Raw genomic sequence first — 26,845 nt, 5'->3', positions numbered from 1 at the left:
ATCTAAAGTATTTTTACCTACATTATATATGCATATGTAGCGCCCGGTACATACTGAAGATTGATATCCTGTTCTGTTTTATTGGCTTTGATATCAATTGTGGTTACCAAAGCTGATTCCAGCTGATTTGTTTTACAAAATTTTAGCAGCCTTTTCAGATCACCTGATTTATCAAAGTAGCGATTACTCCATTTAATTTCCAGTGCCCAGATTGGCTTTAGCGTAGAATCATCTATCCCTACCATATCAACCTCTCCACTGTTCCATCGTGCGTAGTATGGTTCAAGCCATTCCCGGTGCATCCATTGGGAGTAAATAGCAGTTTCCACCATATCCCCCATTCGGTTCTCATCGGTTATATTATAAATAGGGTTCTCTGCCGTTATGAAGATTATTTTTGTAGCCGGGACACCTTGATCTAAGTTCCTGAATGCTGTGATGCATCATTACTGTTTTTCCCACTCTGCGTGGGCCATTAGAACAACGGCTCTTTTAATGTCGGTCTCAAAAACCATAGGTTTGAAAATTTCAAAATACAGCCTTCGCTGCATAGAGAAATATTCTCATTCACCCACCAGGAATTTTCAAATTTAATACGTTCAAGTACCTGCAACTTAGAAATTTTTTCGATCATAATTATCTTATATGCGCATATATATGTTAAATATGATAAATATTTTTTCTTATTTGTATTGCTTCATGTGAAATAAGAAAAAACGAACAAAATCATTCTTATTTCTCAGTGTAATCTCTCATATTCCCACACGTTATTCTGTTTGAACGTATTTCCTACTTTACGGAGGTGTTAGTTATGGTTCGGTAAATGTTGGTGCCACTCTCTATAATAGACGGTCTTATAAGTATCCAGAAAAATTTGGAACAGGATATATAGATTCTACCACGAATTCATTTAATATGAAGCTCGGAGCTAAACTAGGGGGCTTTTTTATTCTAGTTTATTGCACCAAATTAAGTCCTCCAAACAAAAAAAAGCCACTCTTTTTTGAGAGTGACTTCAATTCTAAATTATTTAAATTCTAATTAATCCGAAATCATATGATCGAAAGGGATGTACTCCAATTGGATTACTGAAGATTCTGCATCAAAAACTTCCTCTACAGCCGCATCATAATCTTCAGTAGTAGTAAGCACCACTCCACTGCGGTGCATTTTAAGCGTAGAGAAAAATTTAACTTCAAACCATACTTTATCCAGTATTTCCAGTTCTTCTGCGCTCAATTGATTGTTACCGTTTATTATCGCATTCATCTGCCTTTGAGCTAGTTCTTTTATTTTATCGGCTGCACTTTCGCCGGTAGGCATATTTCGTAAGGCACCAATGATAAAAATGTTTTTCCCGAAATGTATTTTTTCGACATATTCATTACCATATTTCAATTCAAAAAGGGAAGGATTTTCCTCCATTTCCTTTTTTAGTGAACGCCTCTCTTCAAAAGGAGGTAAGAAAGTACCGATACCTTCAGTGTACTTAGAACTTAGTAATAAAACTTCATCTTCGGTAACCGGATATTGTTCTATAATTGACTGATATAAATCTGAGCTTACCGCGAATTCCGTAGCAAATTTGGACTCCCTAACGTAAAACTCTGAATAGCTACGATAAGGATTTATATATTCAATAGGATCTGCGCTGTACTCCCAAAGGGGACTATGGGAAAATGATTCCAATAGTTTACGATAGGATCCTTCAGTATCCTCAAATGGATTAGCCAGGGGGACCTCGTTACTGCTCACCACTCCGTCACCAAAATTTTCGTATTTATACTCCTCTTCCAGAACAGTTTCTCCATCGTGGGTGATAATTACTTTTCTGGTTCCTACAGTCCTATTGTAAACGGTGGTGCTGGTTCCCTTATTATCGGCAGTGGAAAATTCAACGGAATTTAAATCACCATCCATATAAGTGTGCACAGCCGTACCTTTTTCGCTATAAACCTTTTTTACCGAGGGAAATCCATTCACGTATTCAGTCTCAAACCATAAATCTCCCTCGGGAGTATAGTATTTAGACCATAACGGCTTATTGTCCTCACTGCGGCTTACTTCCATATACAAGTGTTGTTGCGGATAAGTAGTGTAGACTTTGGCCGATTTTATATTTCCATTTTCATAATATTCAAATTCGTCACTGGGAACATCTTCCCCAGAGTAATAGCTACTAATTCGGCCTTCTTTAATCCAGCCATTGGGGTGCTGGTTTATAAGTTCGAAAGATGAATCAGATTCAATAGAATAATCGGTTTGAGGATCGTTATGGTCTTCTTTTTCGCAGGAAGACGATAGTACTAAAACTGTCATAAGCAGAGACAGGTAAAATTTTTTTTGCATTGGAAGGATGTTTGAAATTAGAAATTTTAAAAATAGCGAATTTTAATATTTTCGATAGGTATTTGGTGATGAAAAGTAAAAAGGCCTGCCTTTAATAGAATTTGTTGGCAGGTCTACACAGAAAAATTAAATACAGAATTTTATTTTATTTCTTCCAGCCTGTAATTACCCGTGGCAGTAAATGTTTTATCATACATATCTGTCGCTTTCACCTCGATAGTATGCTCTCCTGCTTCCAGGTTATCCGGTAAGCTGCCCAGCCATAAATGTTTACTGTTAATAGCACCGGAATATAGCCTATTGGGCATTACCTCATTAGATTGGTACCATTCGTAAACCAGCGCCTCAAAGGAGGGGTCGTGTTCTTCAACATAAATCATTTCTTCCCAATCGCCCTCGTCAATTCTATACCGTACATCATCACCTGAAGTTCCCATGAAAAAATTAGCGAAAAGTCTCGCCTGTTTTCCGTGACCTTTTGCAATTACTTTAGGAGCGAAAATATTAATTTGATAATCCTTTTCTTTTCCCGCTACCTTATATTCCACATCATAATTAGCTCCATTAAAGTGGATAAAAGCATAACCTTTGGGTGTACCGTCCCGCATTGTAGATATTGGAATCCCCTCCTTGTTAAGTCTTCCCGAATACCAATCGCCAGAGGTGGTGCCAACGTTGTACTCGTGGTGCGGTTTTTCCCTTTGCCAGCCTTCTTCCTTTCCAAAGAAGTCCTGCTTCTGGATATGGGTGTGAGCAGAGAGGGATAAAGTATGAGGATAATCTTTTAACATACCAAATAGTCTTTCCCGGTCTTCATCTCTAAAGGTATCCCTTTCCGGTTCACTTAGAGGGATATGAAAAGCCAGCACTACCAGGTGATCTTTTGGCACAAACCGCAGGTCATTTTCCACAAAATCCAGCTGGTCTTCCCGAAAGCCACCCCAGTAACCCTCTTCATCACGTGGGTCGGGATAAAGAATATTATCCAGTAATATAAAATGAACTTTTCCATAATTGAAAGCATAATTGGCCGGGCCAAAATGAGCTTCGTAAGTTTCATCGGAAAATTTATCTTCTTTAGCATCAAAATTCATATCGTGGTTTCCCATGAGGTTATACCATGGAATTCCAATTTTCTGCGCCGCTTCTATATAAGGTTTGAACAAATCGAGATCATTATTTACCAGGTCACCCATACTTATGCCAAACAACACGTTTTTTATACCTTCCACTTCCGAAACCACTCCGCGGGTAAAATAATCGATTTCTTTTAAATCTCTCGGCTGGGGGTCTCCAAAAATAATCGCTGTAAATTCTTCTTTTTCTTCTGAAGGAAGCAGTCCGAAATCAAGGGAATTTGGCAATTTTCCTGTAGCGCTTACCCCTTTAAATTCGGCTTCCGGAGAACCATTGGGTTTATGAAGGTAATAAAACTGCGGCAGTTTGTTTTCGTTTGTTTTTAGCATGTAACCTGAAGGTTTTATAACAAAAATAATATCGTCATCACTAACAGGAAGTTCATATTTTCCCTTATTATCGGTTAATACCACCTGAGTGCCGTTGGTGACGGCTACATTAGCGATTCCGGTTTCCCGCCGGTCTTTTTTAGCATTGTTGTTGGTATCTTCATAAACATATCCTTTTACAGAATTTTGGGCCATAAGCCCTAATGCCAGGCTTAGAGCGCCAATTGTTAGGAGCACTTTTTTCGGAATGCGTGCAGTTGAATCATGATGTAGTTTTTTATAACGGTGCTAAAAATTGACTTTCAATGTCGCTACTATTGGTAAATGATCTGAAGCGTAAGTTTCATTAATAACTTTATGTCCTCTTATGCTGAAGTTTTTTTGTGGTTTGTATGCAATAAAATCTATTGCATGTAAAGGATCATTAACCGGGATGGTGGGTTTACAGTCATTGCAGGTTCTTTTAAAACTTGTATCCAAAACCGCTATAACTTCAGAATTTGGAGTATCGTTAAAATCCCCGGCTATAATCATCGGTAATTCTTCTTCCGAAGAAATTTTTGCTATTTCACTTATTTGAAGAAGCCTATTGGTGTTTTCTTTCTGCGCATCCAGGTGTGTACTTCCAAACCGAAGAAACTTTCCATCGGGGAGTTTAATTTTAACAGTGGCCAGAACACGGGCTTCCCCGCCGGTACCGGCCTTTGTTGGTAATTTATAAACTGTCCCTTCCGATAAAGGATATTTGGATAAAATTGCCACTCCATATTCGCCACCGCCAAAATCTATAGCCTTTCCAAAAAATACATGCATTCCTAACTTTTCCGCAATTATTTCAGCCTGATTTCCCTTTCCAGATCTTTCAGTATCGGCATCTATTTCCTGCAGAGCTACAAGATCTGGCTGTTGAGCCATTATAGTGTGCACTATAGCATTAATATCTATACTATCAAGTGTAGACGGAGGATTGGCGTGATGAATATTATAAGACATCACCCTGAGTTCCTGTTTACTTCCACCGGAATCACGTAAAGTTCCGCAAAGCAAACATGAAGAATAGGAGGTTACACAAAATGTAACCCCCATTATTATTAAGTAAAGAGACTTCATAGTTCTGGTTTAATTGAAAGCTGCAGAATTATTCCAGCCAAACTTCACAATTACAGGAAAATGATCTGAAATAAACTTTCTTCCTCTCTGGCCATCCAAAACCTGGTATTTTTGCGGTGATAATGCCTGGCCTTTGTAAAAGATATAATCTATACGGTACCTATCGCCGCCAGCTTCAACATCCCAACTATTAAATGTATAGCCGGGTGAATATTTTTTTTCTGAAGGCAATTCAGAAAAAGTATCTAAAAGCTGGTTGTCAATAAGAATTTTGTGTGGCCCGGCATCTGGCGCCGTATTAAAATCCCCGGTTAAGATAACAGGTTCATTTCCTGCGATTTCTTTAATTTTCTTAGAGATGAGTATTGCACTGTTCTTCCTGGCTTCTTTTCCCCTGTGGTCAAAATGCGTATTAAAGAAATAAAAGGTGTTCCCGTTATTCTTATCTTGAAATTTTGCCCAGGTAACAATACGTGGCAATGCCGCATCCCAACCTTTTGAAGCTACTTTTTCGGGTGTTTCAGAGAGCCAAAAGGTGCTGTTGTCCAATACTTCAAAGCGGTCTTTAGCATAAAAAATAGGGCTGTATTCGCCTTTTTTCCCACCGTCTCTGCCTACCCCGATAGATTGGTAACCGGGAAGAAAATTTTGCATATCTGTTAATTGTGTACGGGTCACTTCCTGTGCTCCCACAACATCAATTTCGAAAAAGTTGATACTGTGGCTTAGCCATTCTTTTCTGTTTTCCCAAACATTTACTCCATCTTCAGGACTGTTATATCTTATATTATAAGAAGCCACGGTTAAACCGGATGGTGCTTTTTGTGCAGTTACGGCAAGGTTTGCCAGGATAAAAGCTGCTATAATTATTAATTTTCTCATTCCCAGCCTGGATTTTGTTCAAGATTTGGATTTAATTGTAATTCTATACGCGGGATTGGGTAGAGGTAATCTTTATCCTCATTAAACACGCGGTCATCAAAATCTGGATGTGGTTCAATTAACCCATTTTCATCCAAAGTTATATCGGCACCAAGTTCATAATACTGGACTCCAGATACAAGATTGCCGGGTCGCTCTCCTTCATATAAAACCACATTTGTTTCCCCGTCTCCAGTTAAGTCATATTCTCCCGGCCCGGGAAAATACATGCCGCGTATTGGCTGGGTTAGCGTTTCTCCTGCCTTCCAACGTACAATATCGTCCCATCTGAAATCTTCCATAAAAAGTTCGATACGCCTTTCTCTTCTAATTTCTAAAATAACTCCTTTGTTGCTTCCGTTTACGTTGAGGTATTGACTGGAAAGAAAAGGATCTGGATTACTATTTGCCATTTCCAAGGATAAGCCCGGCATATCTGCCCTGTCTCTTAAATGGTTTAGGGAATTGTCCAGGTCTTCCTGGGTTAAGGTGTTGAGTTCTGCTTTGGCTTCAGCATAATTTAAAACCACTTCCCCCAACCTGAATAAAGGCAAATCTGTGATAGACTGCCCGTTGGTATCATATACCGGTTCAGTCACAAATTTGGTAACCTGGTAGCCGGTAACCGTAGCTCCAAGATTTGGCGCTAGCTCCATAGATTGGCCTTTCCTGGTGTAACCCGGGGTAGGGATTGTTTGTGACAGGCGGGGATCACGATCATCAACTTCTTCAGTAAAAAAGATCTGGTTGTAATTGGCCTGATTGGTAAAACGAGTGCCATCACTATTCAAATAACTATTTACCAGGTCTTTGGGCATTCCCGGTCTCCCGTAGGAAGAAGTGGTAGTATAGTAATTCACATTATGGCCTATATTAAGCGCCTGCGAATATTCCCTGGCCAGAATTACTTCAGTACCTATTGCATCATGGGAATTGAAGAGATTGGCATAATCTTCCTGCGGATTTCCTGTACTGTAAATAGCATAGGGGGAATTGGTTATTAGTTCTTCTGAAGCTTCTACAGAAGCCTGTAAAAATTCCTCATAACCTGCAATACCCCTATATTTTTCATACGTGCCTTCATAAAGGCCTACCCGGGATTTTAAAGCTAAAGCCGTATACCTCGTAACTTCATAAAGCTCCTGCCCGGCCGGCATGTTCTCGATAGCCCAGTCTAAATCTTCCAGGATTTTATTCACTACAAAATCACGGGAATCCCTTGGCTTTGTTAAAGCTTCCTCATCTGTAGGGTCTATGGTAGTATCGTACCATGGAACCTCTCCAAATCGTTGTAGTTTTTCAAAGTAAAAGTAAGCTCTAAAAAAGCGGGCTACTCCACCATATTGGTTTTTAGCTGCCTCATCATCACTTCTTTCATAATTCTCGAGGAAAAAATTAATATCCCTAAGGTAATCCCAGTTCCATTCTCCTCCGGAAGTAGGAACCAACCGGGCCCCTCTTAACTCCTCGCTAAGCTCAATTTCTATAATATTATCTGTTCTTGAATCTCCATTGTAAATGGAAGTAGAAGGCAACATTCTGTAGAAGCCATTCGTATAGAGTTCCAGATCGCTTGCAGTTGCAAAAAAGTTTTCTGTAGTAACCTCCGATAATGGTTGCTTATCCAAATAATCTTCGCTACAGCCAAAAAGGCTAAAGCAAATAGATATTATTGATATTGCTTGTTTATAGTTCATAATTTAATTTTTAAAATTGAAATGATACTCCTATAGAATAAGTTTTTGAAAAAGGAACTGTTTGGGCCGTACTCCTATTAGCAGAAGGCAAACCATCGTCTGTAGTAGGCTGATTGAGATTTACAGCATTACTTGCTGCTTCAGGATCTATATAATCTGTTAAGGGAGAAAAGGTTAGTAGGTTTTCGCCGCTAAAATAAATACGCAGTTTTGTTGAAGCCGAATTGGATATAACTCCTTGTGGCAAAGTATAACCAAATGTAAGGTTCTTTAAACGCAGGTAAGCCACACTCTGCAAATACCTGTCATTAATCTTTTCTAAAGAGCCTCCCAATGCTATGTAACCATAATTTCTGGGAAAATAAGCATCAGTATTTTCTGGAGACCACATATTATTCGCGAGGTCTTTTCTTATAAAAGAATTATAAGGCCTGTTGTATGGTCCCCAGAAGAGTCTCGAATCTGAATTTGGATACCAGTCCTGTTTGCCCACCCCCTGGAAAAAAGCAGAGAGATCAAATCCTTTCCATTGGGTATTAAGGTTGAAACTATACAAATACTGAGGCGCTGTATTCCCTATAATTTCTTTATCTCCAGGGTCGTTTACTGTATTTTCACCTTCATTTACTACTCCATCCCCGTTTAAATCTATGTATTTTACATCGCCGGGCTGTAAACCTCCACCGGAAGTAATACGATTAGATACAAAACTCTGGTCGGCATGGTTCGCTATTTCTTCTTCAGTTTGAAACAAGCCATCTATCCTATAACCCCAAAGCTCACCAATGGTCATACCTTCATAAAAATCAACAAGGTTTAAATTAGGGTTTTGAAACCTGGTAATTGTTGTTTTGGAATTAGACAAATTTCCGGTTACAGAAAAGGTAAAAGGATCGTTGCCCAGTTCGAAAGAATCACCGTACGTTAATGAGAGTTCAAACCCCCTGGTTCTTAGATCGGCTGCATTTTCCAAAGGGGAAGGAGCTCCTAAAACAGCCGGGAGGGTGGCTCCCGGGGCCAACATTCCTTCAGTATCCCGTTGAAACCAGTCAAAAATTAATGATAACCTGTTGTCCAGCAAAGCGATGTCTGCCCCAAAGTTTAAGGTACTCACTTCTTCCCAGGTAATCTGTGTAGGATTTAAAGCGGGCGACTCGATATAATTAAGCCTGTTACCGTTAATGGCATAAGCGTCTGAGCCGTCTAAGCCGGCTGCACCGGTTGGGAGGGTAGGGAAATACGCGTAATCATCTATATTTTGATTGCCTAAAGAACCATAAGACGCCCTTATTTTAAACAAGTTAAAAGCATCGCCGGCCACATTGCTAAAGAAATCTTCTTTATTAAGTAACCATCCTGCAGAAACAGATGGGAAGAACCCCCACCTGTAAGCAGATGGAAAGCGGGAGGTGGCATCATAACGCCCGTTAAATTCCAGCAAATATTTGTCGTTATAATCATAGGACAATCTGTAAAACAAACCCTGTAAAGCCCATTCAGAAGCGCTACCATCTGCAGTAGGATTAGTTGTAGCCAATCCAAGGGAATTCAGTTCATTAGAAATAAGGTTCTGTTTTCCTGTAGTAATGGTTTTGGTAAGAAAAGTTTCCTGGTTATAACCCAACACTGCTTTTAAACTATGGTCTCCCAACACTCCTCTATATTCTCCATAAACATTAAGAGCATCATATTTACTCTCGGTCCTGTATTCATTTAAATAATCGTAGCCCATTAGATCGATTTGGCCGGGATAAATAGAGTAGGGGATCCTGGTAGAACGCTGAAACCGGCTAAAATTATTTCTACGAATGGCATAACTGGCATTAAATTTTAAAGAGGCAAAGGGTTTTATTTCCGCAGATGCTATATTCGAAAAACCACCTTCATTAGTTACCTCTTTAGAAGTCCCCTGTAGTAGAGAAGCATAAATACCATCTCCTATGGTGTAGTTGTTAAGCTCTGTTCTCCATAAAGAACTACCATCAGGATTTGTTGGCATATAAGAAGGTAAGGCATGCACCCAAATCATACTTCCCCATACATCCCGGTAACCATATTGAGTACCTCCATGTTCTAAATCTTCAGAACTGTTATATTGCATGTTATTGGAAAAGCTTAGCCAATCTGTAGCTTCAATATCCAATTTTCCCCTAAGGTTGTACTTTTGATATTCATCATCCTGAACTTTAAGGATGCCTTTAGATTGAAAATTTCTATAGGAGAAGTAAGCATTAACTTTTTCTGAACCTCCTGAAACAGAACCAGTATAAATTTGCGTAGGATATGTTTTTCTGAAGAACGTGTCCCACCAATCTGTGTGCCCATAATGTACGTATTGATCCCTCCCGTTTCGCTGGTCAATAATAACCCTTGCCAGGGACGGGTTTTGAGAAACTTCTAGCAAGGCCTCCATATCTGCCTCGGTATACCCGGTGTATGAAGCTCCGCTGTTATTCCTGAATGCTTCATCTACAATGCTTACCGCCAGATAAGGATCGGTAACAAAATCTGTATTCATGGTAGGAGTATTAAGGGCCATTGTAGTTCCCATATTTACAACAATACTACCTTCTTTAGCATTCTTGGTAGTTACCAAAACAACCCCAAAAGCTGCCCTCGCCCCATAAATGGCTGCAGAACCTGCATCTTTCAAAACACTTATAGATTCTACATCATTGGGATTTAAATTGCTTAAATTTCCTTCTACCCCGTCTATTAAAATTAAAGGTATACCGCCGTTTATAGAGGTAAATCCACGGATGTTAATACGAGGTTCTGCGCCTACTTTCCCGGTGGATTGCGTTACATTTAATCCCGGACTAAGTCCCTGTAAGCTAGAACTTACATCGGCCACAGGACGTTGATCTATATTTTTAGTATTAACGGTGCTTACTGCAGTAGATAAATTTTGCCTGTTTGTTTCTCCATAGCCCACAACTACAATTTCTTCCAGCGTATCATTATCTGGCAAAAGTTGCACGTCTATAGCGGTTTGGCCTTCTTCCAGCACTACCTCCTGGGTAACGTATCCCATAAAGGAAATTTGCAGAACAGGGGAAGCAGAACCCACTTGCAGAGAAAAGTTCCCGTCAAAATCTGTATTGGTACCATTAGAAGTTCCTTTTTCCCTAACAGTTGCCCCGAGAAGCGGCAAACCCTGGTCATCTAAAACTGTTCCCTCTATAAGCTGTTGAGGACTTTCTTTTTTGTTCAATAATACCTTAGGTTTAACTACCGTGATTGTATTATTAAAATTTTTAAACTGAAATCCTGTTTGGTTAGTAATTTTATCTAATAATGCTTTTAAATTTTTATTTCTTTCGTTTAAAGTAAAGCGCTGCTTGTTTTGAGTTACCTCATTATCAAATACAAAGGTGAATTCCGTTTTCTCTTCTATAGTTTTGAAAATCTCTTTTATAGAAGCCCCCTCAACATTAATGGAAAGGTATACATCTTCTAATTTTTGATTGCCGGGAGTAAAAGCAAAGCTTCCTTTTAAATAGAGAATGGCACAGCATAAAAGCAGTAACTGTCTCTTTTCTAAAAATCCTTGAAAAATTTGTAGTTTCGTATTCATTATAAATTTTGGATATACGTTAGTTTGTAGTCTTAAAATTTTACAACCCCATTCCTGTTGCAGCGGGAATGGGCTTTTTTTTAGCTAGTTCAAATTTTCGGTTTTTCTTCTTATACGAATATGATTTTGGTTGGTAGTATCTATTTCCAGGCTTTTTACATAAGCAATACTTTCTAGTATACTTTTAATTTCCTGCTCTTTAAACTTTCCAGAAATCCTTAGTTCCCCAAGACTTTCCTGTTCAAATTCAATTTTAATATCATACCAGTTTTCCAGGATTTTGGCTGTTTCAGCAAGGCTGGTATTATTTAAAAGAATAATATTTCTTGTCCATGCATTAAAGTCTGCACTTAAACCCTGGGTAATTTTGTGCTTTCGGCCTTTTTCAAAAAGTACCTGCTCATCTTTAGAAAGTAAAGCCCGTTGTTTATTTTTATTAGACTCTACTTTAACTTTCCCGGTGTTTACGCTAACCTTTACCTGGTTATAGTTGTAAGCATTAATATTAAAGGAGGTGCCCAGTACACTTGTTTTTACCTGTCCCGTAGTAATGGTAAAAGGTTTGCTGGGATTACGGGCTACTTTAAAAAATGCCTCTCCTTTTAAATTAATATCCCTTTTATCTTTAAAATTTTCGAAATAGGTAATACTGCTGTTAGAATTTAAAGTCACTATACTACCATCTTCCAATAAAAATTCTTTTTTCTCGCCTTTTCCTGCAAATCTGGTGATGGGCTTTGATGCTTGCATAAGTGAAATCCAAAATGCTGCGCCTATCATAATACTAAAGACAGCGGCTATAGCCATCTTTTTTAGAAACCTGTTATTAAAATTGGGCTTTGAGGTTTCTATATTGTTTAAAATGTTGAATAGCATTTTTTCCTTCCTGTCATCAGACAGATCTGGAAGGTTATTTTTGCTCTTTTCTTCAAGTTTATCTAAAACCTCTTCAACAATTTTCTTTTCCTGTGCGTTACAGCGGTTTTCCGAGTATTTTTTGGATAGACGAATAAAATCTTCTTTATGCAAAATTTGGGTCTTTACCAGTAAGTCCCAATTTTACCACTGCACACGTAGTAAGAAATACGACCTTAAAGGTTTGTTAAAGACTGCTAGTCACACTAACGTTTAAGAAACATTAGCATAACAAACAGGAAGATGTGCAGGAATTCTACTCTGGACCTTAAATGTTTTAAAGCAGTACTTATATGTGTTTCTACTGTTCTAATAGAAATGTTGTGTTTTTTAGCAATTTCATCATTAGATAAATTTTCAAAACGGCTTAATTTGAAGATCTGCCGGCATTTGGGAGGTAATTTGCCAATTTCTGTTTGTATCTTTTCTTCAAGTTCCCTGTATTCCAGACCGGTTTCAGAAGCAGAAGATACCCTATGGAGTATTTCTAAATTAGTTTGATCAAATTTCAAGTTTCTTATATGCTTTGCTACTTTGTATTTTACAGCACGCAACAAGTAGGATTCGAGATGAAGTATTCTTGAAGTTTTTGCATTTTTCCACAAGCTTATAAAAACTTCCTGAACAATATCCTCGCAAATTTCTTCTTCAGGATATATTTTGAAAGCATAAGAAAAAAGCCTCTTCCAGTATTTATCAAATATAACCTCAAGGGCTTGATTATTTTCTTGTTGCATCAGCTTTAAAAGCTGCTCGTCGGTCTGGTATTGAAGCTGTGTTTTCATAAAATAAGGAATGAAACCAAAAGAAAACAATACCAAGCAGCAGTGGCTTTAATTAAATTTAAGTTTGGGTTATGTGTTGATTAATTTTGTTTTATAAATTGCTCTATTTAATAAAATAGAAATCATCCTCATTACATTAAAAGAACTAGTAAACTACCCTTAAAAACTTTATTAGGAGTAAGAGAGGGCCCCCAAATCTACCATACCTAACCTGCGCATGGAACATGTGCTGTTTTTATAGCGTACGGGAAGTTAAGCTTAAGAAAAACAGCATAGGGCGCATCCTACTCATGGTTTTTACGGTAATTTTTTGCCCCTTTCCAGGGCTTTCCAGAAGATTTACTGTAAAAAGGGGTTGATTTGTGACAGAGTAAATTGTCATGACAAATGCTACTTTTGGTCTTCCAGCCAGAGGCAATATTCCTCTTGTATATCAGGAAATGCTGCAAAAAAATCCTGTTGCAACTGATTTTCTGATTTCAGGATCATCCGGTAGACCTTAATGTTTTCTGTTCGTTGTGCATTGGCGGAATAACTAAAGTATCCTATTAATCCATACTATTTTTCTTTCTGTTATCTACTTAAAGATAAAGAAAGTTTAGTCTCTATCACTAGCTAGAAAAAGTACTTTTTGATAAGTCTATATGCATGATTGAAATAGAAGAAGAAAACATGATTTTCAGCTCTTGACATGAAGATTTTGGTTAGCATACCCTAAACTCTGCCCATAGCGGGTAATGATCAGATATCATGTAAGAGAGTGTAAGTTTAGTTAGGTCACGGTTTTGAAGGGCTGTGGACAGGAAGTCGTAGCTTCCGGCACTTTCAAACTCCATCGAAAGATTAGGAGCTTTATGATGATCCCTGAACCAGGCGATTTGATCATAATATTTAGTTTCGTCAAAAATGGAACGTGTAGCAGAAGGATGCTGTAGTTGTTCAGGAACGTACAAGCCTTCCTCTAAAAATGTTTTGTCGAGTAAATCGCCCCGTTTATTAATATTAAAATCTCCAAGGGTAATCATGTTCTGATGGTAAGCGTTGGTATCACTCGCCCAGTCAGCTAACCACTTGGCAATAGCTTTCAATTCAGGAATTCTTTCTGAAGAATTTTTTCCGTAGAGAATATGCAATGTTACCAATATAAATGTTTGGTTGCATGATTTAAAGCTGACCGCATATGGAGTCCTGGCAAACTGGGATTGTAATGCATCATTAGAAATGCCATTTTGAAGCTGTTCTCTTGGAACCACTAATTCCCATGCTAAGCCAGATAAATTAACTCTTCGGGTGTCAAAAAGATAAGCCATTCGCTCACCATTACCGCTGTCTCCCCGGGTAACATCAGTAAGTACTAGCGACCAGTGATTACCTAAAATTTTCATGGTATCTCTTAAAGCTCTTATATTGGCCTTCACTTCTTGTATGGCAATAACATCAAATCTCTTAATTATTGCCGCGATACATAGTATGGAATGTAGATCGCGCTTTGGAGAATCATCTTCATTGGATTTCCATTTTCTTGTTAAGTTGCCGAAAGCCCGAATATTCCAGCTGGCGATCAACAAGTTTCTGTCTAATTTTTTAGAGGGGATTTTAGAGTCCAGATCTGCTTCTAATAATTGTAAGTTTTCTAGAACAAAGGAGGGTGGGTCACTATATATTTTAGTCATAGCTGGATGTTATAAGATCAAAAATTTACAGTTAATAGAAATTATGAACACTTGAAAGGAATAAAAAAGTGAGAATATGAGGAAGTAGGGGGGGATTTACGATTAAAGTCCTAATTCCTTCAAAATATCAAATTTTCCTTACAGGTCTATAAATTAAATATAACGAAAAGAAAATGGCGGAGGTTTAATGTATTTAATAATGAGTAACTAGAAAATGTTTCGCTCACTTTCTGGCTAATAAGAGTACCTTCTTCAACTTGCCCCGAGGAATGGTTGAGAATTCCGCCTGATGATATTGAATTTCATGAGCAGATTAGCAAATATATTTGGCTCAACTACAAGCTGATTGAATTCGGACGGGTAGTTGGTCTTTGTAGAATTAAAAAAGAATATATGCTGAAGAAAAAACTATTTTTCGTAATGAATAAGAGTAAGTTCTTCCACCTTCTTAAAATCAACATCTGAGGTGATTAATGGGAGGTCCAGGTATAGAGCTGTAGCAATAATAATGCTGTCCGGAAGCTTTGTATTATAGGTTTTTCGGATCCTGATGGTTTCTTCCTTTACTGCGCCGGTAAGTGTGATGGTCTTGCATTGGGCCAAAAATTTTTTTATAACTTTTTCTTCTTTGTTTGTAATGCCCTTGTAAGCCAATAATTCTAATTCTGTTATCACAGAAATATATAATTGCTTTTCATCTAGAAGGTCTGCAAGAGTGGTATCTCCATTTAATAAATAGAGAATAATATTAGTATCTAGAAATAATCTATTCCCATTCATTCCTAAGGTCTCTTTGAATATCCAGAGGGTCTTTTTTTAAATTTATTTTTCCAACAAATTCATGGGCATTGACGCCTTTAGTTCTTGTTTCCTTAGATAAACTTTTCAATATAGTTTTGATGCTCTTTTTTGTAGCACCGGGCTTCAATGTAGTTATCATAATTTATTGAATTTTAATAATGCTAATGTAGTATTTTTTAAGGAGTCATAGAACTGATTTTGAAATGACTAATTACTAACTTCTGATTTTTGATCTAATATTTCAATATTCTTTTACAAAAGGAGGTGTTTCTAATAATCTACTACCTTTGCTAAAGGTTATAAATTAGTCATAAATAAGGTTAAAATTTACCAAAAGGTGACGAATTCGGTGATCCTAAAATACAGAGCTCTGGAAAGCCTAATAAATATAGGGGTTATGGCCGTAGTTCGAGGCTCGTCCAGACCGCATAGTTGCAAAAGCCTTTCAGAAATGAGAGGCTTTTTTATGCAGTAAATTTAGAGGATTTATCGTGAATCCTTGAATATCAAAGCTTGTCCTTTCTTAGGATGAGCTTTTCTTCAAAATTCAGGAACAATTCATTTTCTTTAATAAACTCTGAATTTAATGCTGTTCCTATGATTTCTTTATATTTATAAAATGGAAAAAGTTTCATGGGGAATAATTGGATGTGGAGTTGTAGCTGAAGTTAAAAGCGGGCCGGCTTTTCAAAATTGTAAAAATTCTGAACTATTCGCAGTAATGCGAAGGAACGGCAAAAAAGCCGAAGATTTTGCACGTCGGCATAAGGTCCCATATTGGTATGATAATGTAGAAGAATTGCTACAGGACAATCGTATAAATGCTGTTTATATTGCGACCCCTCCCAGCAGTCATTTAAATTATACTTTGCAGGCAATTGAAGCAGGGAAGCATATTTACCTGGAAAAACCAATGGCACTTTCGGTAGCCGAAGCAGAACAAATCAGGAACGCTTTAAAGGGGAGAGAGAACAAACTGACTGTTGCCCATTACAGGAGGAAACTTCCTGCTTTCTTAAAGGTGAAGGAGCTTTTGGCTGCTAACCGGATAGGGGTAGTTAGATTTGCTGATGTTAAAATCCTGCAGTCTTCCGAAGCTAAAATTATAGCCAACACTGAAGAAAACTGGAGAGTGGATCCTGAAATTTCAGGGGGAGGATATTTTTATGACCTTGCTCCTCACCAGCTGGACCTGATGTTTCATTATTTTGGAGAAATTGCTGAGATGCGTGGTTTTTCCAAAAACCAGGCTAAACTATACCCAGCGAATGATATAGTGCAGGGAATCATTTCTTTTAGAAGCGGAATTCAGTTTCGTGGGATCTGGGCGTTTAATATTTCTGAAAAAGATAACACAGATAATTGTACCATTTACGGCTGTAAAGGTCAGCTGTCTTTTTCTTTTTTTGGGGACAGGGTGAGCCTTAAATCAGTAGCCGGGAATGAAGATTTTCACTTTAAACCTATAGAACATGTGCAGGGACCAATGATACAGGCTACAGTGGAATATTTCATGGACAAAAATACTAACCCCTGTAGCGTAGAGGAAGGTTTGGAAGTGATGAAAATCATGAATGCATTCAGGTAATATATCAATACTGGATAGATATTAATTGCTGAAAATACCCGAAATAGATAGGATTGTTTGGTGTAATATGGTTTAAAAGATCATGTATTTTGAAAAATTATAATGTCTTTTATTATTATGTATAGTCTTGCCTCAATAAATTCCATACTACTTTGCCAAATGCCTTGCAGGTAGATCTTTAAAATTTCGTCTAAAAATAAGCCTTATTACAGTTGAACTCTTTACCTAATTACCAGGCCTAAAACAAAAAACCTCCCAAAGGGAGGCGATCTTTATTCTAGGTGGTTATATACTCCAAGTCTTGCCTCGTAGTAAATGTTCAAAAGTATGAAAACGTGTTCCTCCTAATGCTCCACAGGCTTTACCCGGAGAAACTTACTTTTTTGATTCTGCTATAGATACTTTGCGAAACTCTTTTAAAAGTTTTTCTAACTCTAAAGAAGATTTTCTTGCTCTGGTTCCGGCACTCTTGTTGCCATCTTCTAATTGTGTGTTAGCATCGGTCTGGAAGGATTCAAAAGTGGTCTGAATTTTTTCGATAAGATCTTTCATGATAATTATTTTTAAGTTTAGAGTTGCTAAAATAACAGAATATTTCCTGTATACCTGAGCGTTTGGAGATTTCTGGTAAATAATTTATGATGTCCGGAGATATAAATGCTGAATTATTTTATCGATCTAAAAATTAGCTCATCAATAAAATTTTGCTTTAACAGGTTCAGGAAAAAATTTCACCTGGAAGAATTAAAACAAGATCATTTATGTTAGGTATATCCATCTACTTTTAATAATCGCTAAGCCTTTATTGAATAATAAGATGAGATTTGTACACTTTTCAGGTATTCTTTATATGTATATTTATTTTTTTAAAAACGAACAAAAGCCTTTATGCGTGTTATTAATGCCCATCAGAACAATCTGAAAAATATCCATGTAAGCATTCCTGAAAATCGATTAATTGTGGTAACCGGGTTATCGGGTTCCGGGAAATCATCCCTGGCTATGGGTGTTATCGCCAATGAAGGATATCGTTATTTTTTAGAGAGCCTTCCTGCCTATAATCAGCAAAATGCGCAATTAATTCCTACTGCCGAGGTAGATGATATCGAAGCACTTCCGCCGGTGATTAAGGTGGAACAATCGAAACGCTTTCAATCGATAACTGCCACTTTCGGTACCTTGTCTGAACTTGCCGCGGTTTTCAGAATTATTTTTGCTCGTTATTCAGCAGAAGAAACCATGAGCAAGTCTTTATTTTCTTTCAATCATCCAAAAGGAGCTTGCGAACATTGCCGTGGCATTGGGGAGGCAGAATATATCGATCTGGAGAAGCTGGTTGGTGATAAAAATAAAACCCTTAGAGAAGGAGCGATCACCACGACCTTGCCCGGCGGTTATATTGTTTATTCTCAAATCACTGTTGATGAATTAGATAAAGTATGTAAGGCACATGGATTTAATGTAGATATGCCCTGGAAAGAACTATCTCAGGAACAAAAAGAGGTGGTTTTAAATGGAAGTGATCGCATTAAGGTATTTTACGGGAAACATACTCTAGAGTCCCGGTTAAGATGGGAAGGTTTTAAAGCGAAGCCCCGGGAAGAGGGATTCTATAAGGGCATATTTCCCATTATGAATAATATTTTAAAGCTGGATCGTAATCCCAGCATATTAAAATTTGTAAGTTCCAGTGTTTGCCCTAAATGTAATGGCGCGCGAATTAAACCGGAACATCTAAAATTCACCTGGAAAGGCTTAAACTTTCAGGAATGGATGGATCTTCCTTTAAACGATTTATACAACAGGTTGAAAAATCAGGATCTTAGCACCGGGGAGCAGGTATTGGCAGATAAGATTTGTACGCAGTTGTTCGATCTCATTCGGCTGAGGATGGAAGAATATAGCTTAAGCACACCAAGTACCGATATCTCTTCCGGGGATGGCCAGCGCATTAAATTAATAAGGCAGGTGAACAGTAGCCTACAGGGCATTTTGTATGTTTTTGATGAACCTTCTATTGGTTTATCTGAAGATTATCAGCACTATTTACGCCATATTCTCAACCGATTAATTAGCCGCGGAAATACAGTGATGGTAGTGGAACATGACCTGAACTTTATCCGTTCCGCAGATTGGATCGTTGAATTAGGTCCTAAGGCCGGGATTCATGGAGGAGAGATTATTTTCAATGGTTCGATCAATGAATTTTTAACTTCGGAAAGTTTATCGAGCCCCACCTTGGCTGAATTGAAAAATGCTGAAGCGAAATTTGATAAAGAACCTATACTGGAGTCGGCTGAATCATTTCAGCCTCAATTAGGCAAATTAAGCGTGATAAGCAGAAAAACTCCTCAAATGCTGCAAACACTTTCAGAATATTCTGAAAAAGCCGACTTAAAACTGCTTACCGTAACCGATCAACCCATTGGGAAAACACCCAGAAGTAATCCAGCCACTTATACCGGCCTGGCCGATAAAATACGTGATCTACTGGCAAAGACTTCAGAAGCGAAATCCCAGAAACTCACAAAAAGAGCCTTTTCCTTTAACAACAAGATTGGAAGATGTGAAGCCTGTGAAGGAGCGGGAGTAATCACCCTTTCTATGAATGTGATGGGTACCATTAATCAAATTTGCCCTAAATGTAACGGCAAGCGTTTTAAACCTGAGGTATTGCAGGTACACTGGAACAACAAAAATATTGCAGATATCTACAACCTGAGTATTCAGGAAGCTTTTGATTTTTTTGCAGGGGAGAAGAAGATAACCAAAATACTCTCTTTAATGCTGCAGCTTGGGCTGGGATATATCAAATTAGGGCAACCCTCCAATACTTTATCTGGTGGGGAAGCGCAGCGAATTAAACTTACCAAACATTTCGCAAAGCAATCGAAAAAGACACTTTTGGTACTCGAAGAACCAAGTATAGGCTTGCATCAGCAAAACGTGCGGCAGTTGCTAAAAGCCTTACACGAACTAAAAAGACAAACCGCAGGCATTATTTGTTTTGAAAATCATCCTCTTTTTGAAGCTTCCTGCGATACACTAGTCGAAAATACCCAAAAAAATCAATCGCTGGATCTTAAAGAAGCACCAGATCAGAGTAGAGATACAATTTCCATCACAGGAGCCCGAACACATTATCTTAAAGATTTAGATATTGATCTGCCCAGAAATAAATTATCTGTAATTACCGGAATTTCGGGTTCTGGTAAATCGTCCCTGGTGATCGATACCTTACACGGTTACGGATTGCAGGAAATGACCAAACAGTTTTCGGCTTATCAGCAATCCAGGGTAGGGGTGAATTTTCAGCTCGAGGTGGAGCATATAGAAGGACTTAGCCCTACCATTTGTGTAACCCGAAAGGAAAAAAGCTTTACGCAGCGTTCTGATATTGCCAAGCAAACGGGAATAGATAAGATCTTACGCTTTGCTTTCTCGCGAAAAGCGCAATATGAAGGGGAAGAATTATCTGCCAGTCATTTTTCTAATAATCATGAGTTGGGGAAATGTGCTATTTGTGATGGGATTGGAGAAGAATTGCTGCCAGATCTGGAAAAAATAGTCTTAGATCAGGATAAAAGCATCGGTAGCGGACTTTTTGAACATAACAAAGCACTGGCTTATTATGGACAAGCAAGCAGTCAATATATGGCGATCGTAGAAGAACTGGGAAAAAAATATGGATTTACTCTGGACACTCCTTTTGAGAAGCTTACAGATCCACAAAAAGACATTCTCTTTAATGGAGCCGGCGAAACCGTTTGGAGAGCCAACTGGAAGTTCAAAACCAAAACCAGGGAAGGAACGCAGGAAGTTAGTATGCAATGGGAAGGACTTTTCCTTTATTTAAAAGAAGAATATTATAAGACCCGGAAAAATAAACATATAGATAAGCTTAAATCTCTTTTTACTCCGGCGAAATGTAGTCATTGTGCAGGTAGCGGGTTGAAGCCGGAACGATTGACTTTTAAAATTGGAGGAAGATCCATTCATGAAATAAAATCGCTGGATTTTAAAGTTTTGGAAGATTGGTTTTCTGAAGATAACAAGCATAAAGAAGTAGATCAAAAACTGATTGAAAAAATCCAACCTCATTTAATTAATACGATCAAGCGGGCGAAACAGTTGCATATAGCCCACCTGCAACTCAATCGTAAATCGGCTACCCTTTCCGGAGGAGAAAATCAGCGGGTAGCATTAATAAAGCAGTTGAACTCTCCGCTAAAAGGCATTACCTATCTTTTGGATGAACCTTCCGCGGGATTATCCAGTGACAATATTCCAGACCTGATCAATATTTTAAAAGAACTTATTGAAAAGGGCAATACGGTAATGGTTATTGAGCATAATAAGGAAATTATTCTTGCGGCTGATGAATTGGTCGAAATTGGGCCACAGGCAGGTAAGTTGGGAGGTCATGTTACTTACCAGGGCACCCCTGAGGATTTTTTAAATCAACCCGATTGTCATCCTTATTTGAAAGCGCCTTCCAAACCGGTAATTTTAAAAGCAGGGAAGGATCATATTGCTCTAAAAAAGCTGTCCAAACATAACCTGGTGAAAGATGCATTAGAAGTTCCCGTTGGAGGAATTACAGCAATTAGTGGGAAATCTGGAATAGGAAAAACCACTTTGGTAAAAGATATCCTGATCCCAAGTATTAAGACCGGGGAATCTGTGAATTGTGAAAACATAACTTTTCCTAAGAAGTATAGCGGAGCGGAATATTTTGAATCTAAAAAATTACGATCTCATGCCAAAACCTTACTGGTTTCGTATATGGACCTGTTGAAGGAGGTAAGCAAGATCTTTGCAAAAGAAACAACGCTAAAGGCGCGTGACTTTTCTTATAAAACAAAAACCAGTCAGTGTCCAAACTGCAAAGGCAAAGGCTTTGTAGAAACCAGTCTGGATGTCGCCGCAAATTCAGTTGAAAAGTGCGAAGTGTGCAAAGGGCAGCGCTACCAGGCGCATATATTGGAGCATACTGTGGAATCCAGGAATATTGCTGAGGTACTTGCCTTGAATATAATGGAATTAAAAGAATGGTTAGAAGAAGCTGAAATCTCTGCTAAAATCCTTCAGTTCTTAGACCAGTTAGAGGAAATCGGGCTGGGGCATCTTAGGTTAGACCAGCCGGTGCAATCCCTTTCTTCAGGGGAGAAGCAAAGATTGTTGTTGTTAAACTGGCTGCAGGACCAGACTACGAATGTACTTTATATCTTAGATGAACCCAGTACGGGGCTACATTATGCAGATATTGACCTGTTATATGCAATACTTAAAAAATTAAGCGAAGCCAATGATATAATTGTTATTGATCATAATCCATATTTACTGAAGAAAATAGGGGCTGGAGTAGTTTTAAAATAAGCATAATGTTCTGTTCACTATACTGAGCTTAATATTGTTGACTTTTCTAAGCTGATTTAAACCTGAAACAACCTCTTAACAAGAGTAATTATTCCATTTTTTCTACGTTAGGAATTAAATGGTTAATAAAGTGTAAAAGTGATATTATGAATACTATTGATATAAGATCTATGTCGGCAAATCATATAATTCGTGATTTGGCCGAGGCTCTTGATGCAAAATTTAACAAAGAATGTGAGGAATATACGCTCCACCTTCCTCCTGAAATAGGAACTGGTTTTATAACAGGAATAGATACAGATGGCGGACTGGGGGTTTTATTATACGATTGTACTTTCAAACAAGATACCGAAATAAGTTTTAATGTTAATGAAATACATCCTCTCAAATTTCTTTATGTGCTGGAGGGGTCAATAGAACACCATTTTCAGAATGATAAGGAAAATGGGCATAATATAGAAGAATATCAAACCGCTATTGTTGCCAGTGAATTAAAGAATGGTCATATTTTAAAATTTAAGGCTGGTGCACATACCAGGATCCATAGCCTGGAGATTAACAGGCAAGCCTTCAGTGAAAAAATGAATTGTGATCTGAAAAACCTAAAAGGAGATTTAAAAGCTCTTTTTGAAGATGTAGAGGCGAAGAAAAAATTTTATTATGAAGATCATTTCAGTCTGGAGCTGGCACATCTGTTTAAGAAGATGTATAATTTTGAAGAAGTAAATTATCTACGGAAGATTTATCTTGAAGGCGTTGCTTACCAAATCCTGATTAAACAGATTGTTCTTTACCTGGATAGTCAGGAACATGGAAATAATAGCCGGCTGTTACGTACTTCTGAAATAGAACAGGTGCAACGGGCGGTTGATTATATCGAAGAACATATTGCTGAAACTCCCGGAGTTGAAGAAATAGCCGGGGAAGTTGGTTTGAACGTTAACAAACTCCAATATGGTTTCAAAATGTTGTTCAACAGTACTGTAAATAAATTCATTCACAAGACCCGGCTGGACATTGCCAGAAATTTATTGTTGCATACAGATTTTAACGTCTCTGAAGTAGCCAACAGCGTAGGGCTTAATAATAAAAGCTATTTTTCTAAAGTTTTTAAAGAATTTTACAACATCTCGCCATCAGCATTTCAGCAGAAGAATAAGGCCCGCCGGCAAAATTCAAAGTTAAGATCATAGCAGCTGGCACAGGAGTGGATTTTTAGATGGTAACATACTTCCTTTTCTGGAATGACTTTAAATTAAACTGGAAATTCAGATTCTTTTCCAAGTATAAGGAAATCAGTAGTCTTGCGGTATATACGGCTAAGTCTGATTATATGGTCTAATGCAATACAATTTTGACCATTCTCCAGGAGAGAGTATGCTGCTTGGCCAATGAATAATTTATCTGCCACATATTGCTGGGAATATCTAGATTGGCATCTCAACTTTTTAATGCGTTGCGCAATTTTCATTCTTTCGATCACAAGCTACTGTATTTGTTATACTATTAACAAAAATAAATCAGCAGGTTTTGCATTTATACCACAATTCTGTAAAAACCTAATAATATAAAACTCATATTTGAAATTTTAATAGACTTAGCGATTATAAAATTTTCTTATAAAAAGGAAAGTGATTTCTGAAATAAAAAAGAAGGTGTATATTTGCTAATCTTATTAAAAATCAAATTTCCTGATATCTAAAATTATACTTGCACCTTTTTAAAGATGCCATAAATGAAGTTGTGTTGTTTGTCTCGGGCAACTGAGATGAAGAGGTTAAGATGCTGATTAAATTCAGCTTGAAACCAATGAGAAGCTTTTTTCCATTCAATTGGGAAGAGGCTTTTTTTTTGTTTCAGAGATTTGTTCATTTATTAAGATCTAAAATTTTTCTCTCTGATGCATTTAATTTAGATGATGTAAATTTTGATTAAAATAACTCATTTAATTGGAGGTCAGTTTCTTATGTTCTACTTTAAACAAGTATATTAATTCTAAAATATTGTGACATGGCAAAAGAAAAAGAGAACAAACAGCAAAATGATCCTGCTCCACAGAAAAAGGTGCATAATCAGAACAATTTGTCAGAGAGTTCCAAAGAAAAAGAAAAATCTCATCCCGGTCCGGACAGAGGGGGAACCAAAAATTCAGCCGGAAAAGAGAAAAAATAATTTTCTTAAAGGAAAAAAAGCAAAAGTTGCTTCCGTGGGGGCAGCTTTTTTTACTTAGGTCTTCCTGGATAAAGTAAAATAGTTCTATACCTAAAAACTTAAAATTCCGGAAATAGTGATATCTTTCTGTATGCCAATATTTTGCAATGCGCGTACGTCCAAAAATTCGGGCCCAGTTTTTTCTGGTATGTGGTATCACTCTTTTTTGGATAGTGAGTGGGACATTCATGGCTTTCTATAAATGTGTTACTTATGACCCTGGTACGGGTGGCTTCTTTTATATCGTTCCGCACGATTTGTCATTTTCTTTTTTTCTGTTTGTAAATATTATAGGGCCAAGTGTTGGAGGTTTTATAGCAGGTAGCCTGCTTGTACTCCGGCTAATTGAAGGACTTCGTAATAAGAGCTACTGGTATTATATATTGGTTAATTTTCTGTTCTTTTTCAGTTTTGTACTGGTTTTAAATTTAGTTGTGCCATTTATTTTTTATTACCGGGAAGAAATTATAAATGCAAACCGGCCTCTTGAAAAAGCGATAGAACTCCTGCTTCTTAATCCTTATGCTATTCGTAATGTTGTGTCCTGGATGATTATTGGTTGGTTGACCATGCAGGGATTAAAAATATATGAAAAGTATACACCCTCCACACTTACTTCATTGTTACTGGGCCGTTATCATCGTCCACATGAGGTACAGCGAATATTTATGTTTCTGGATTTGTCCAATTCCACCTCAATTGCAGAAAAATTGGGGCATATGAGGTTCTTCGCTCTTCTGAAGGATTTTTTTTCAGATATGACCGATCCTATCTTGAATTCTCAGGGAGAAATTTATCAGTATGTGGGCGATGAAATTGTTATATCGTGGCCTCTGAGAAAGTCTGTTATAAAAAATGCCAATTATATATCCTGCTTCTTTAGAATTGAAAAAAGTATTTTCAAAAAAGGTGAATATTACCTGCAGGAATATGGGCTTCTGCCGGTGTTTAAGGCTGCAGTGCATACCGGGCATGTTGTGGTTGGCGAAATGGGCGTTATAAAAAGGGAAATCGTCTATTCGGGAGATATTTTAAATACAACCGCACGTATGATGGAGCAGTGCAACATTCAGAATCAAAAACTTATAATCTCAGAAGATATTGCGGGAATGATACCAGAGGAAAAAAGGAAAAAGTATAATCTTCAACCTCTTGGGACGATGGCTTTAAGAGGAAAAATGAACGAGGTTGGGCTTTACGGAGTAGAAAAGAAGAAAGAGCAGCTCTGAATTTTTAAGTGACTTTCAAAAGAAGAAAACTCCCGGTACCGGAAGAAATCCCGATCCAAGCGAAGGTGAAAAATCGGGAAGAATAATGTGAAATAAAACAATTTTCAGGAGACTTCTGAAACTTCTTAGCTTTAGATTTAACCCTTACATAAGGAATAAGCTTCAACATTAATATACCGGTAAAGCTTTTGCGTAATCTTGAGGCTATTTTTACAAAAATTAAAATATCTAATATGATAGCGAACGAAAAAGCATTACTGGCCCTCGAGACTATTAGTTTTCCTGTTAATTACGAAAACAACAACCAAATAGTTAGAGATTCTAAAGGGATGATGGTTTGTGATATAAGGGGTTGGAGCAAAATTCAGTTTATGTCTAAATCGGAAGACCGGCAGGATGCCATTGGAGGATTAATCGCTGATCTTCTGAATAAGTATCACACCGATTTTGAGGGGCATTTTGAAAGTCTGCAGCTATATCTGTAATTTCAATCCTGATATTCATGTTATAATCTCTGAATTCTAAGTAAGAATTTAAAGTTTGAACAATGGGATTGAATTTTATTAAGTTCTCGCTTTGTTACTCAAGAGTAAATCCAAATTAATTCAGTTGATGGAACCAAAAAGATTTTTTTTCACGGACGATGGAAAAATACCAAATAACAAGCTCCCATTGCTGGTCTATAAAAACGTCTTTGAAGAAAGAGATATTAAAGGAGCAGAATGGCTGGAAAAAAGATTTGAACAGAATAACTGGTCAAATTCGTGGAGAAACGGAGTTTTTGAATATCATCATTACCATAGTAATACCCATGAGGTATTGGGTGTTTATTCAGGAGAAGCTCTTTTACACCTTGGTGGCGAAGAAGGTGAAAAAATAAAGGTCAGCGCCGGGGATATTATCGTTATACCTGCTGGAGTGGGGCATAAAAAGTTAAAAAGTTATAATGGCTTTAAGATTGTTGGCGCCTACCCCAATGGTAGTGATTACGACATCAATACAGGCAGGAAAGGAGAAAGGCCCGGGACTGATGAAAATATAGCAGCTTTACCCATCCCCGAATCCGATCCCTTACAAGGAGATAGTAATGGAGTCCCGCAAATTTGGTCCGAAACCTGAAACATATAATTTTGCTGTTTTGATT

Annotated in this window: 21 protein-coding genes; 7 read left to right on the top strand and 14 right to left on the bottom strand. The window is 37.6% G+C overall.

Features of this window, described 5'->3' with window-relative positions; translation table 11 throughout:
• Positions 1–17: 17 nt before the first annotated feature.
• The 12 genes from RM539_RS18850 to RM539_RS18795 form a co-directional block, all read right to left on the bottom strand.
• Positions 18–341 (bottom strand): hypothetical protein, encoded by a 324-nt coding sequence (locus RM539_RS18850; RefSeq protein ID WP_311504973.1) that lies wholly within the window; start codon positions 339–341, stop codon positions 18–20.
• A 700-nt stretch (positions 342–1,041) separates the two neighbouring features.
• On the bottom strand, positions 1,042–2,349 hold the full coding sequence (locus RM539_RS18845; RefSeq protein WP_311504972.1) for a hypothetical protein: 1,308 nt from the start codon (positions 2,347–2,349) through the stop codon (positions 1,042–1,044).
• Between the two features lie 140 nt (positions 2,350–2,489).
• Positions 2,490–4,010 (bottom strand): calcineurin-like phosphoesterase C-terminal domain-containing protein, encoded by a 1,521-nt coding sequence (locus RM539_RS18840; protein ID WP_311504974.1) that lies wholly within the window; start codon positions 4,008–4,010, stop codon positions 2,490–2,492.
• A 93-nt stretch (positions 4,011–4,103) separates the two neighbouring features.
• Complete coding sequence (locus RM539_RS18835; RefSeq protein ID WP_311504971.1) at positions 4,104–4,925, bottom strand: endonuclease/exonuclease/phosphatase family protein; 822 nt, start codon at positions 4,923–4,925, stop codon at positions 4,104–4,106.
• Positions 4,926–4,934: 9 nt separating this feature from the next.
• Positions 4,935–5,807 (bottom strand): endonuclease/exonuclease/phosphatase family protein, encoded by an 873-nt coding sequence (locus RM539_RS18830; protein WP_311504970.1) that lies wholly within the window; start codon positions 5,805–5,807, stop codon positions 4,935–4,937.
• The gene (locus tag RM539_RS18825; RefSeq protein WP_311504969.1) at positions 5,804–7,543 is read right to left on the bottom strand and encodes a RagB/SusD family nutrient uptake outer membrane protein; all 1,740 of its coding nucleotides are present in this window, start codon (positions 7,541–7,543) and stop codon (positions 5,804–5,806) included. Before RM539_RS18825 ends, RM539_RS18830 begins: the two co-directional genes overlap by 4 nt.
• Positions 7,544–7,553: 10 nt before the next feature.
• Entirely contained in the window at positions 7,554–11,120 is a 3,567-nt protein-coding gene (locus RM539_RS18820; RefSeq protein ID WP_311504968.1) for a SusC/RagA family TonB-linked outer membrane protein, read from the bottom strand.
• Positions 11,121–11,204: 84 nt separating this feature from the next.
• Positions 11,205–12,149 (bottom strand): FecR family protein, encoded by a 945-nt coding sequence (locus RM539_RS18815; protein WP_311504967.1) that lies wholly within the window; start codon positions 12,147–12,149, stop codon positions 11,205–11,207.
• Between the two features lie 92 nt (positions 12,150–12,241).
• Positions 12,242–12,820, bottom strand: coding sequence for an RNA polymerase sigma factor (locus RM539_RS18810; protein ID WP_311504966.1), 579 nt, complete (start codon positions 12,818–12,820; stop codon positions 12,242–12,244).
• 704 nt (positions 12,821–13,524) lie between these two features.
• On the bottom strand, positions 13,525–14,493 hold the full coding sequence (locus RM539_RS18805) for an endonuclease/exonuclease/phosphatase family protein (protein WP_311504965.1): 969 nt from the start codon (positions 14,491–14,493) through the stop codon (positions 13,525–13,527).
• A 408-nt stretch (positions 14,494–14,901) separates the two neighbouring features.
• Entirely contained in the window at positions 14,902–15,273 is a 372-nt protein-coding gene (locus RM539_RS18800; protein WP_311504964.1) for a type II toxin-antitoxin system VapC family toxin, read from the bottom strand.
• Positions 15,260–15,433, bottom strand: a complete 174-nt coding sequence (locus RM539_RS18795; protein ID WP_311504963.1) for a hypothetical protein — start codon at positions 15,431–15,433, stop codon at positions 15,260–15,262. The genes RM539_RS18800 and RM539_RS18795 overlap by 14 nt, the downstream gene beginning before the upstream one ends.
• A 480-nt stretch (positions 15,434–15,913) precedes the next feature.
• Here RM539_RS18795 and RM539_RS18790 point away from each other — a divergent pair, with 480 nt between their 5' ends.
• A complete protein-coding gene (locus RM539_RS18790; protein WP_311504962.1) occupies positions 15,914–16,882 on the top strand; it encodes a Gfo/Idh/MocA family protein in 969 nt (322 codons plus the stop codon).
• Between the two features lie 375 nt (positions 16,883–17,257).
• On the opposite strand, the gene RM539_RS18785 is transcribed toward RM539_RS18790, so the two are convergent.
• Positions 17,258–17,434 carry a histone H1 gene (locus RM539_RS18785; protein ID WP_311504961.1) on the bottom strand — a complete coding sequence of 59 codons (177 nt, stop codon included), beginning with the start codon at positions 17,432–17,434 and terminating at the stop codon, positions 17,258–17,260.
• A 336-nt stretch (positions 17,435–17,770) separates the two neighbouring features.
• On the opposite strand from RM539_RS18785, the gene RM539_RS18780 reads away from it, so the two are divergent.
• Both RM539_RS18780 and RM539_RS18775 read left to right on the top strand, forming a co-directional pair.
• Positions 17,771–22,261, top strand: a complete 4,491-nt coding sequence (locus RM539_RS18780; RefSeq protein ID WP_311504960.1) for an ATP-binding cassette domain-containing protein — start codon at positions 17,771–17,773, stop codon at positions 22,259–22,261.
• A 146-nt stretch (positions 22,262–22,407) separates the two neighbouring features.
• Positions 22,408–23,454: a helix-turn-helix domain-containing protein gene (locus tag RM539_RS18775; protein ID WP_311504959.1), complete on the top strand. Its 1,047-nt coding sequence runs from the start codon at positions 22,408–22,410 to the stop codon at positions 23,452–23,454.
• Positions 23,455–23,516: 62 nt separating this feature from the next.
• Here RM539_RS18775 and RM539_RS20170 read toward each other — a convergent pair whose 3' ends face one another.
• Positions 23,517–23,732, bottom strand: a complete 216-nt coding sequence (locus RM539_RS20170) for a helix-turn-helix domain-containing protein (RefSeq protein WP_432264646.1) — start codon at positions 23,730–23,732, stop codon at positions 23,517–23,519.
• A 539-nt stretch (positions 23,733–24,271) separates the two neighbouring features.
• On the opposite strand from RM539_RS20170, the gene RM539_RS18770 reads away from it, so the two are divergent.
• The 4 genes from RM539_RS18770 to RM539_RS18755 all read left to right on the top strand — a co-directional run bounded on the left by RM539_RS18770 (position 24,272) and on the right by RM539_RS18755 (position 26,820).
• Entirely contained in the window at positions 24,272–24,433 is a 162-nt protein-coding gene (locus RM539_RS18770) for a hypothetical protein (protein WP_311504958.1), read from the top strand.
• Between the two features lie 227 nt (positions 24,434–24,660).
• Positions 24,661–25,701, top strand: a complete 1,041-nt coding sequence (locus RM539_RS18765) for an adenylate/guanylate cyclase domain-containing protein (RefSeq protein ID WP_311504957.1) — start codon at positions 24,661–24,663, stop codon at positions 25,699–25,701.
• 233 nt (positions 25,702–25,934) lie between these two features.
• Positions 25,935–26,186, top strand: coding sequence for a hypothetical protein (locus RM539_RS18760; protein WP_311504956.1), 252 nt, complete (start codon positions 25,935–25,937; stop codon positions 26,184–26,186).
• Between the two features lie 127 nt (positions 26,187–26,313).
• Entirely contained in the window at positions 26,314–26,820 is a 507-nt protein-coding gene (locus tag RM539_RS18755; protein ID WP_311504955.1) for a cupin domain-containing protein, read from the top strand.
• The last annotated feature ends 25 nt before the right edge of the window (positions 26,821–26,845 follow it).

Origin of the sequence: Autumnicola musiva (assembly GCF_031846585.1) — a bacterium.
GTDB classification, from domain to species: domain Bacteria; phylum Bacteroidota; class Bacteroidia; order Flavobacteriales; family Flavobacteriaceae; genus Autumnicola; species Autumnicola musiva.
This window is presented reverse-complemented; position numbering and strand designations above follow the sequence as displayed.

Coding starts and splice junctions, on each gene's coding strand:
- RM539_RS18850 (WP_311504973.1), bottom strand. CDS start 341: ATGGGGGATATGGTGGAAACTGCTATTTACTCCCAATGGATGCACCGG.
- RM539_RS18845 (WP_311504972.1), bottom strand. CDS start 2,349: ATGCAAAAAAAATTTTACCTGTCTCTGCTTATGACAGTTTTAGTACTA.
- RM539_RS18840 (WP_311504974.1), bottom strand. CDS start 4,010: ATGGCCCAAAATTCTGTAAAAGGATATGTTTATGAAGATACCAACAAC.
- RM539_RS18835 (WP_311504971.1), bottom strand. CDS start 4,925: ATGAAGTCTCTTTACTTAATAATAATGGGGGTTACATTTTGTGTAACC.
- RM539_RS18830 (WP_311504970.1), bottom strand. CDS start 5,807: ATGAGAAAATTAATAATTATAGCAGCTTTTATCCTGGCAAACCTTGCC.
- RM539_RS18825 (WP_311504969.1), bottom strand. CDS start 7,543: ATGAACTATAAACAAGCAATATCAATAATATCTATTTGCTTTAGCCTT.
- RM539_RS18820 (WP_311504968.1), bottom strand. CDS start 11,120: ATGAATACGAAACTACAAATTTTTCAAGGATTTTTAGAAAAGAGACAG.
- RM539_RS18810 (WP_311504966.1), bottom strand. CDS start 12,820: ATGAAAACACAGCTTCAATACCAGACCGACGAGCAGCTTTTAAAGCTG.
- RM539_RS18805 (WP_311504965.1), bottom strand. CDS start 14,493: ATGACTAAAATATATAGTGACCCACCCTCCTTTGTTCTAGAAAACTTA.
- RM539_RS18800 (WP_311504964.1), bottom strand. CDS start 15,273: ATGAATGGGAATAGATTATTTCTAGATACTAATATTATTCTCTATTTA.
- RM539_RS18795 (WP_311504963.1), bottom strand. CDS start 15,433: ATGATAACTACATTGAAGCCCGGTGCTACAAAAAAGAGCATCAAAACT.
- RM539_RS18790 (WP_311504962.1), top strand. CDS start 15,914: ATGGAAAAAGTTTCATGGGGAATAATTGGATGTGGAGTTGTAGCTGAA.
- RM539_RS18785 (WP_311504961.1), bottom strand. CDS start 17,434: ATGAAAGATCTTATCGAAAAAATTCAGACCACTTTTGAATCCTTCCAG.
- RM539_RS18780 (WP_311504960.1), top strand. CDS start 17,771: ATGCGTGTTATTAATGCCCATCAGAACAATCTGAAAAATATCCATGTA.
- RM539_RS18775 (WP_311504959.1), top strand. CDS start 22,408: ATGAATACTATTGATATAAGATCTATGTCGGCAAATCATATAATTCGT.
- RM539_RS20170 (WP_432264646.1), bottom strand. CDS start 23,732: ATGAAAATTGCGCAACGCATTAAAAAGTTGAGATGCCAATCTAGATAT.
- RM539_RS18770 (WP_311504958.1), top strand. CDS start 24,272: ATGGCAAAAGAAAAAGAGAACAAACAGCAAAATGATCCTGCTCCACAG.
- RM539_RS18765 (WP_311504957.1), top strand. CDS start 24,661: ATGGCTTTCTATAAATGTGTTACTTATGACCCTGGTACGGGTGGCTTC.
- RM539_RS18760 (WP_311504956.1), top strand. CDS start 25,935: ATGATAGCGAACGAAAAAGCATTACTGGCCCTCGAGACTATTAGTTTT.
- RM539_RS18755 (WP_311504955.1), top strand. CDS start 26,314: ATGGAACCAAAAAGATTTTTTTTCACGGACGATGGAAAAATACCAAAT.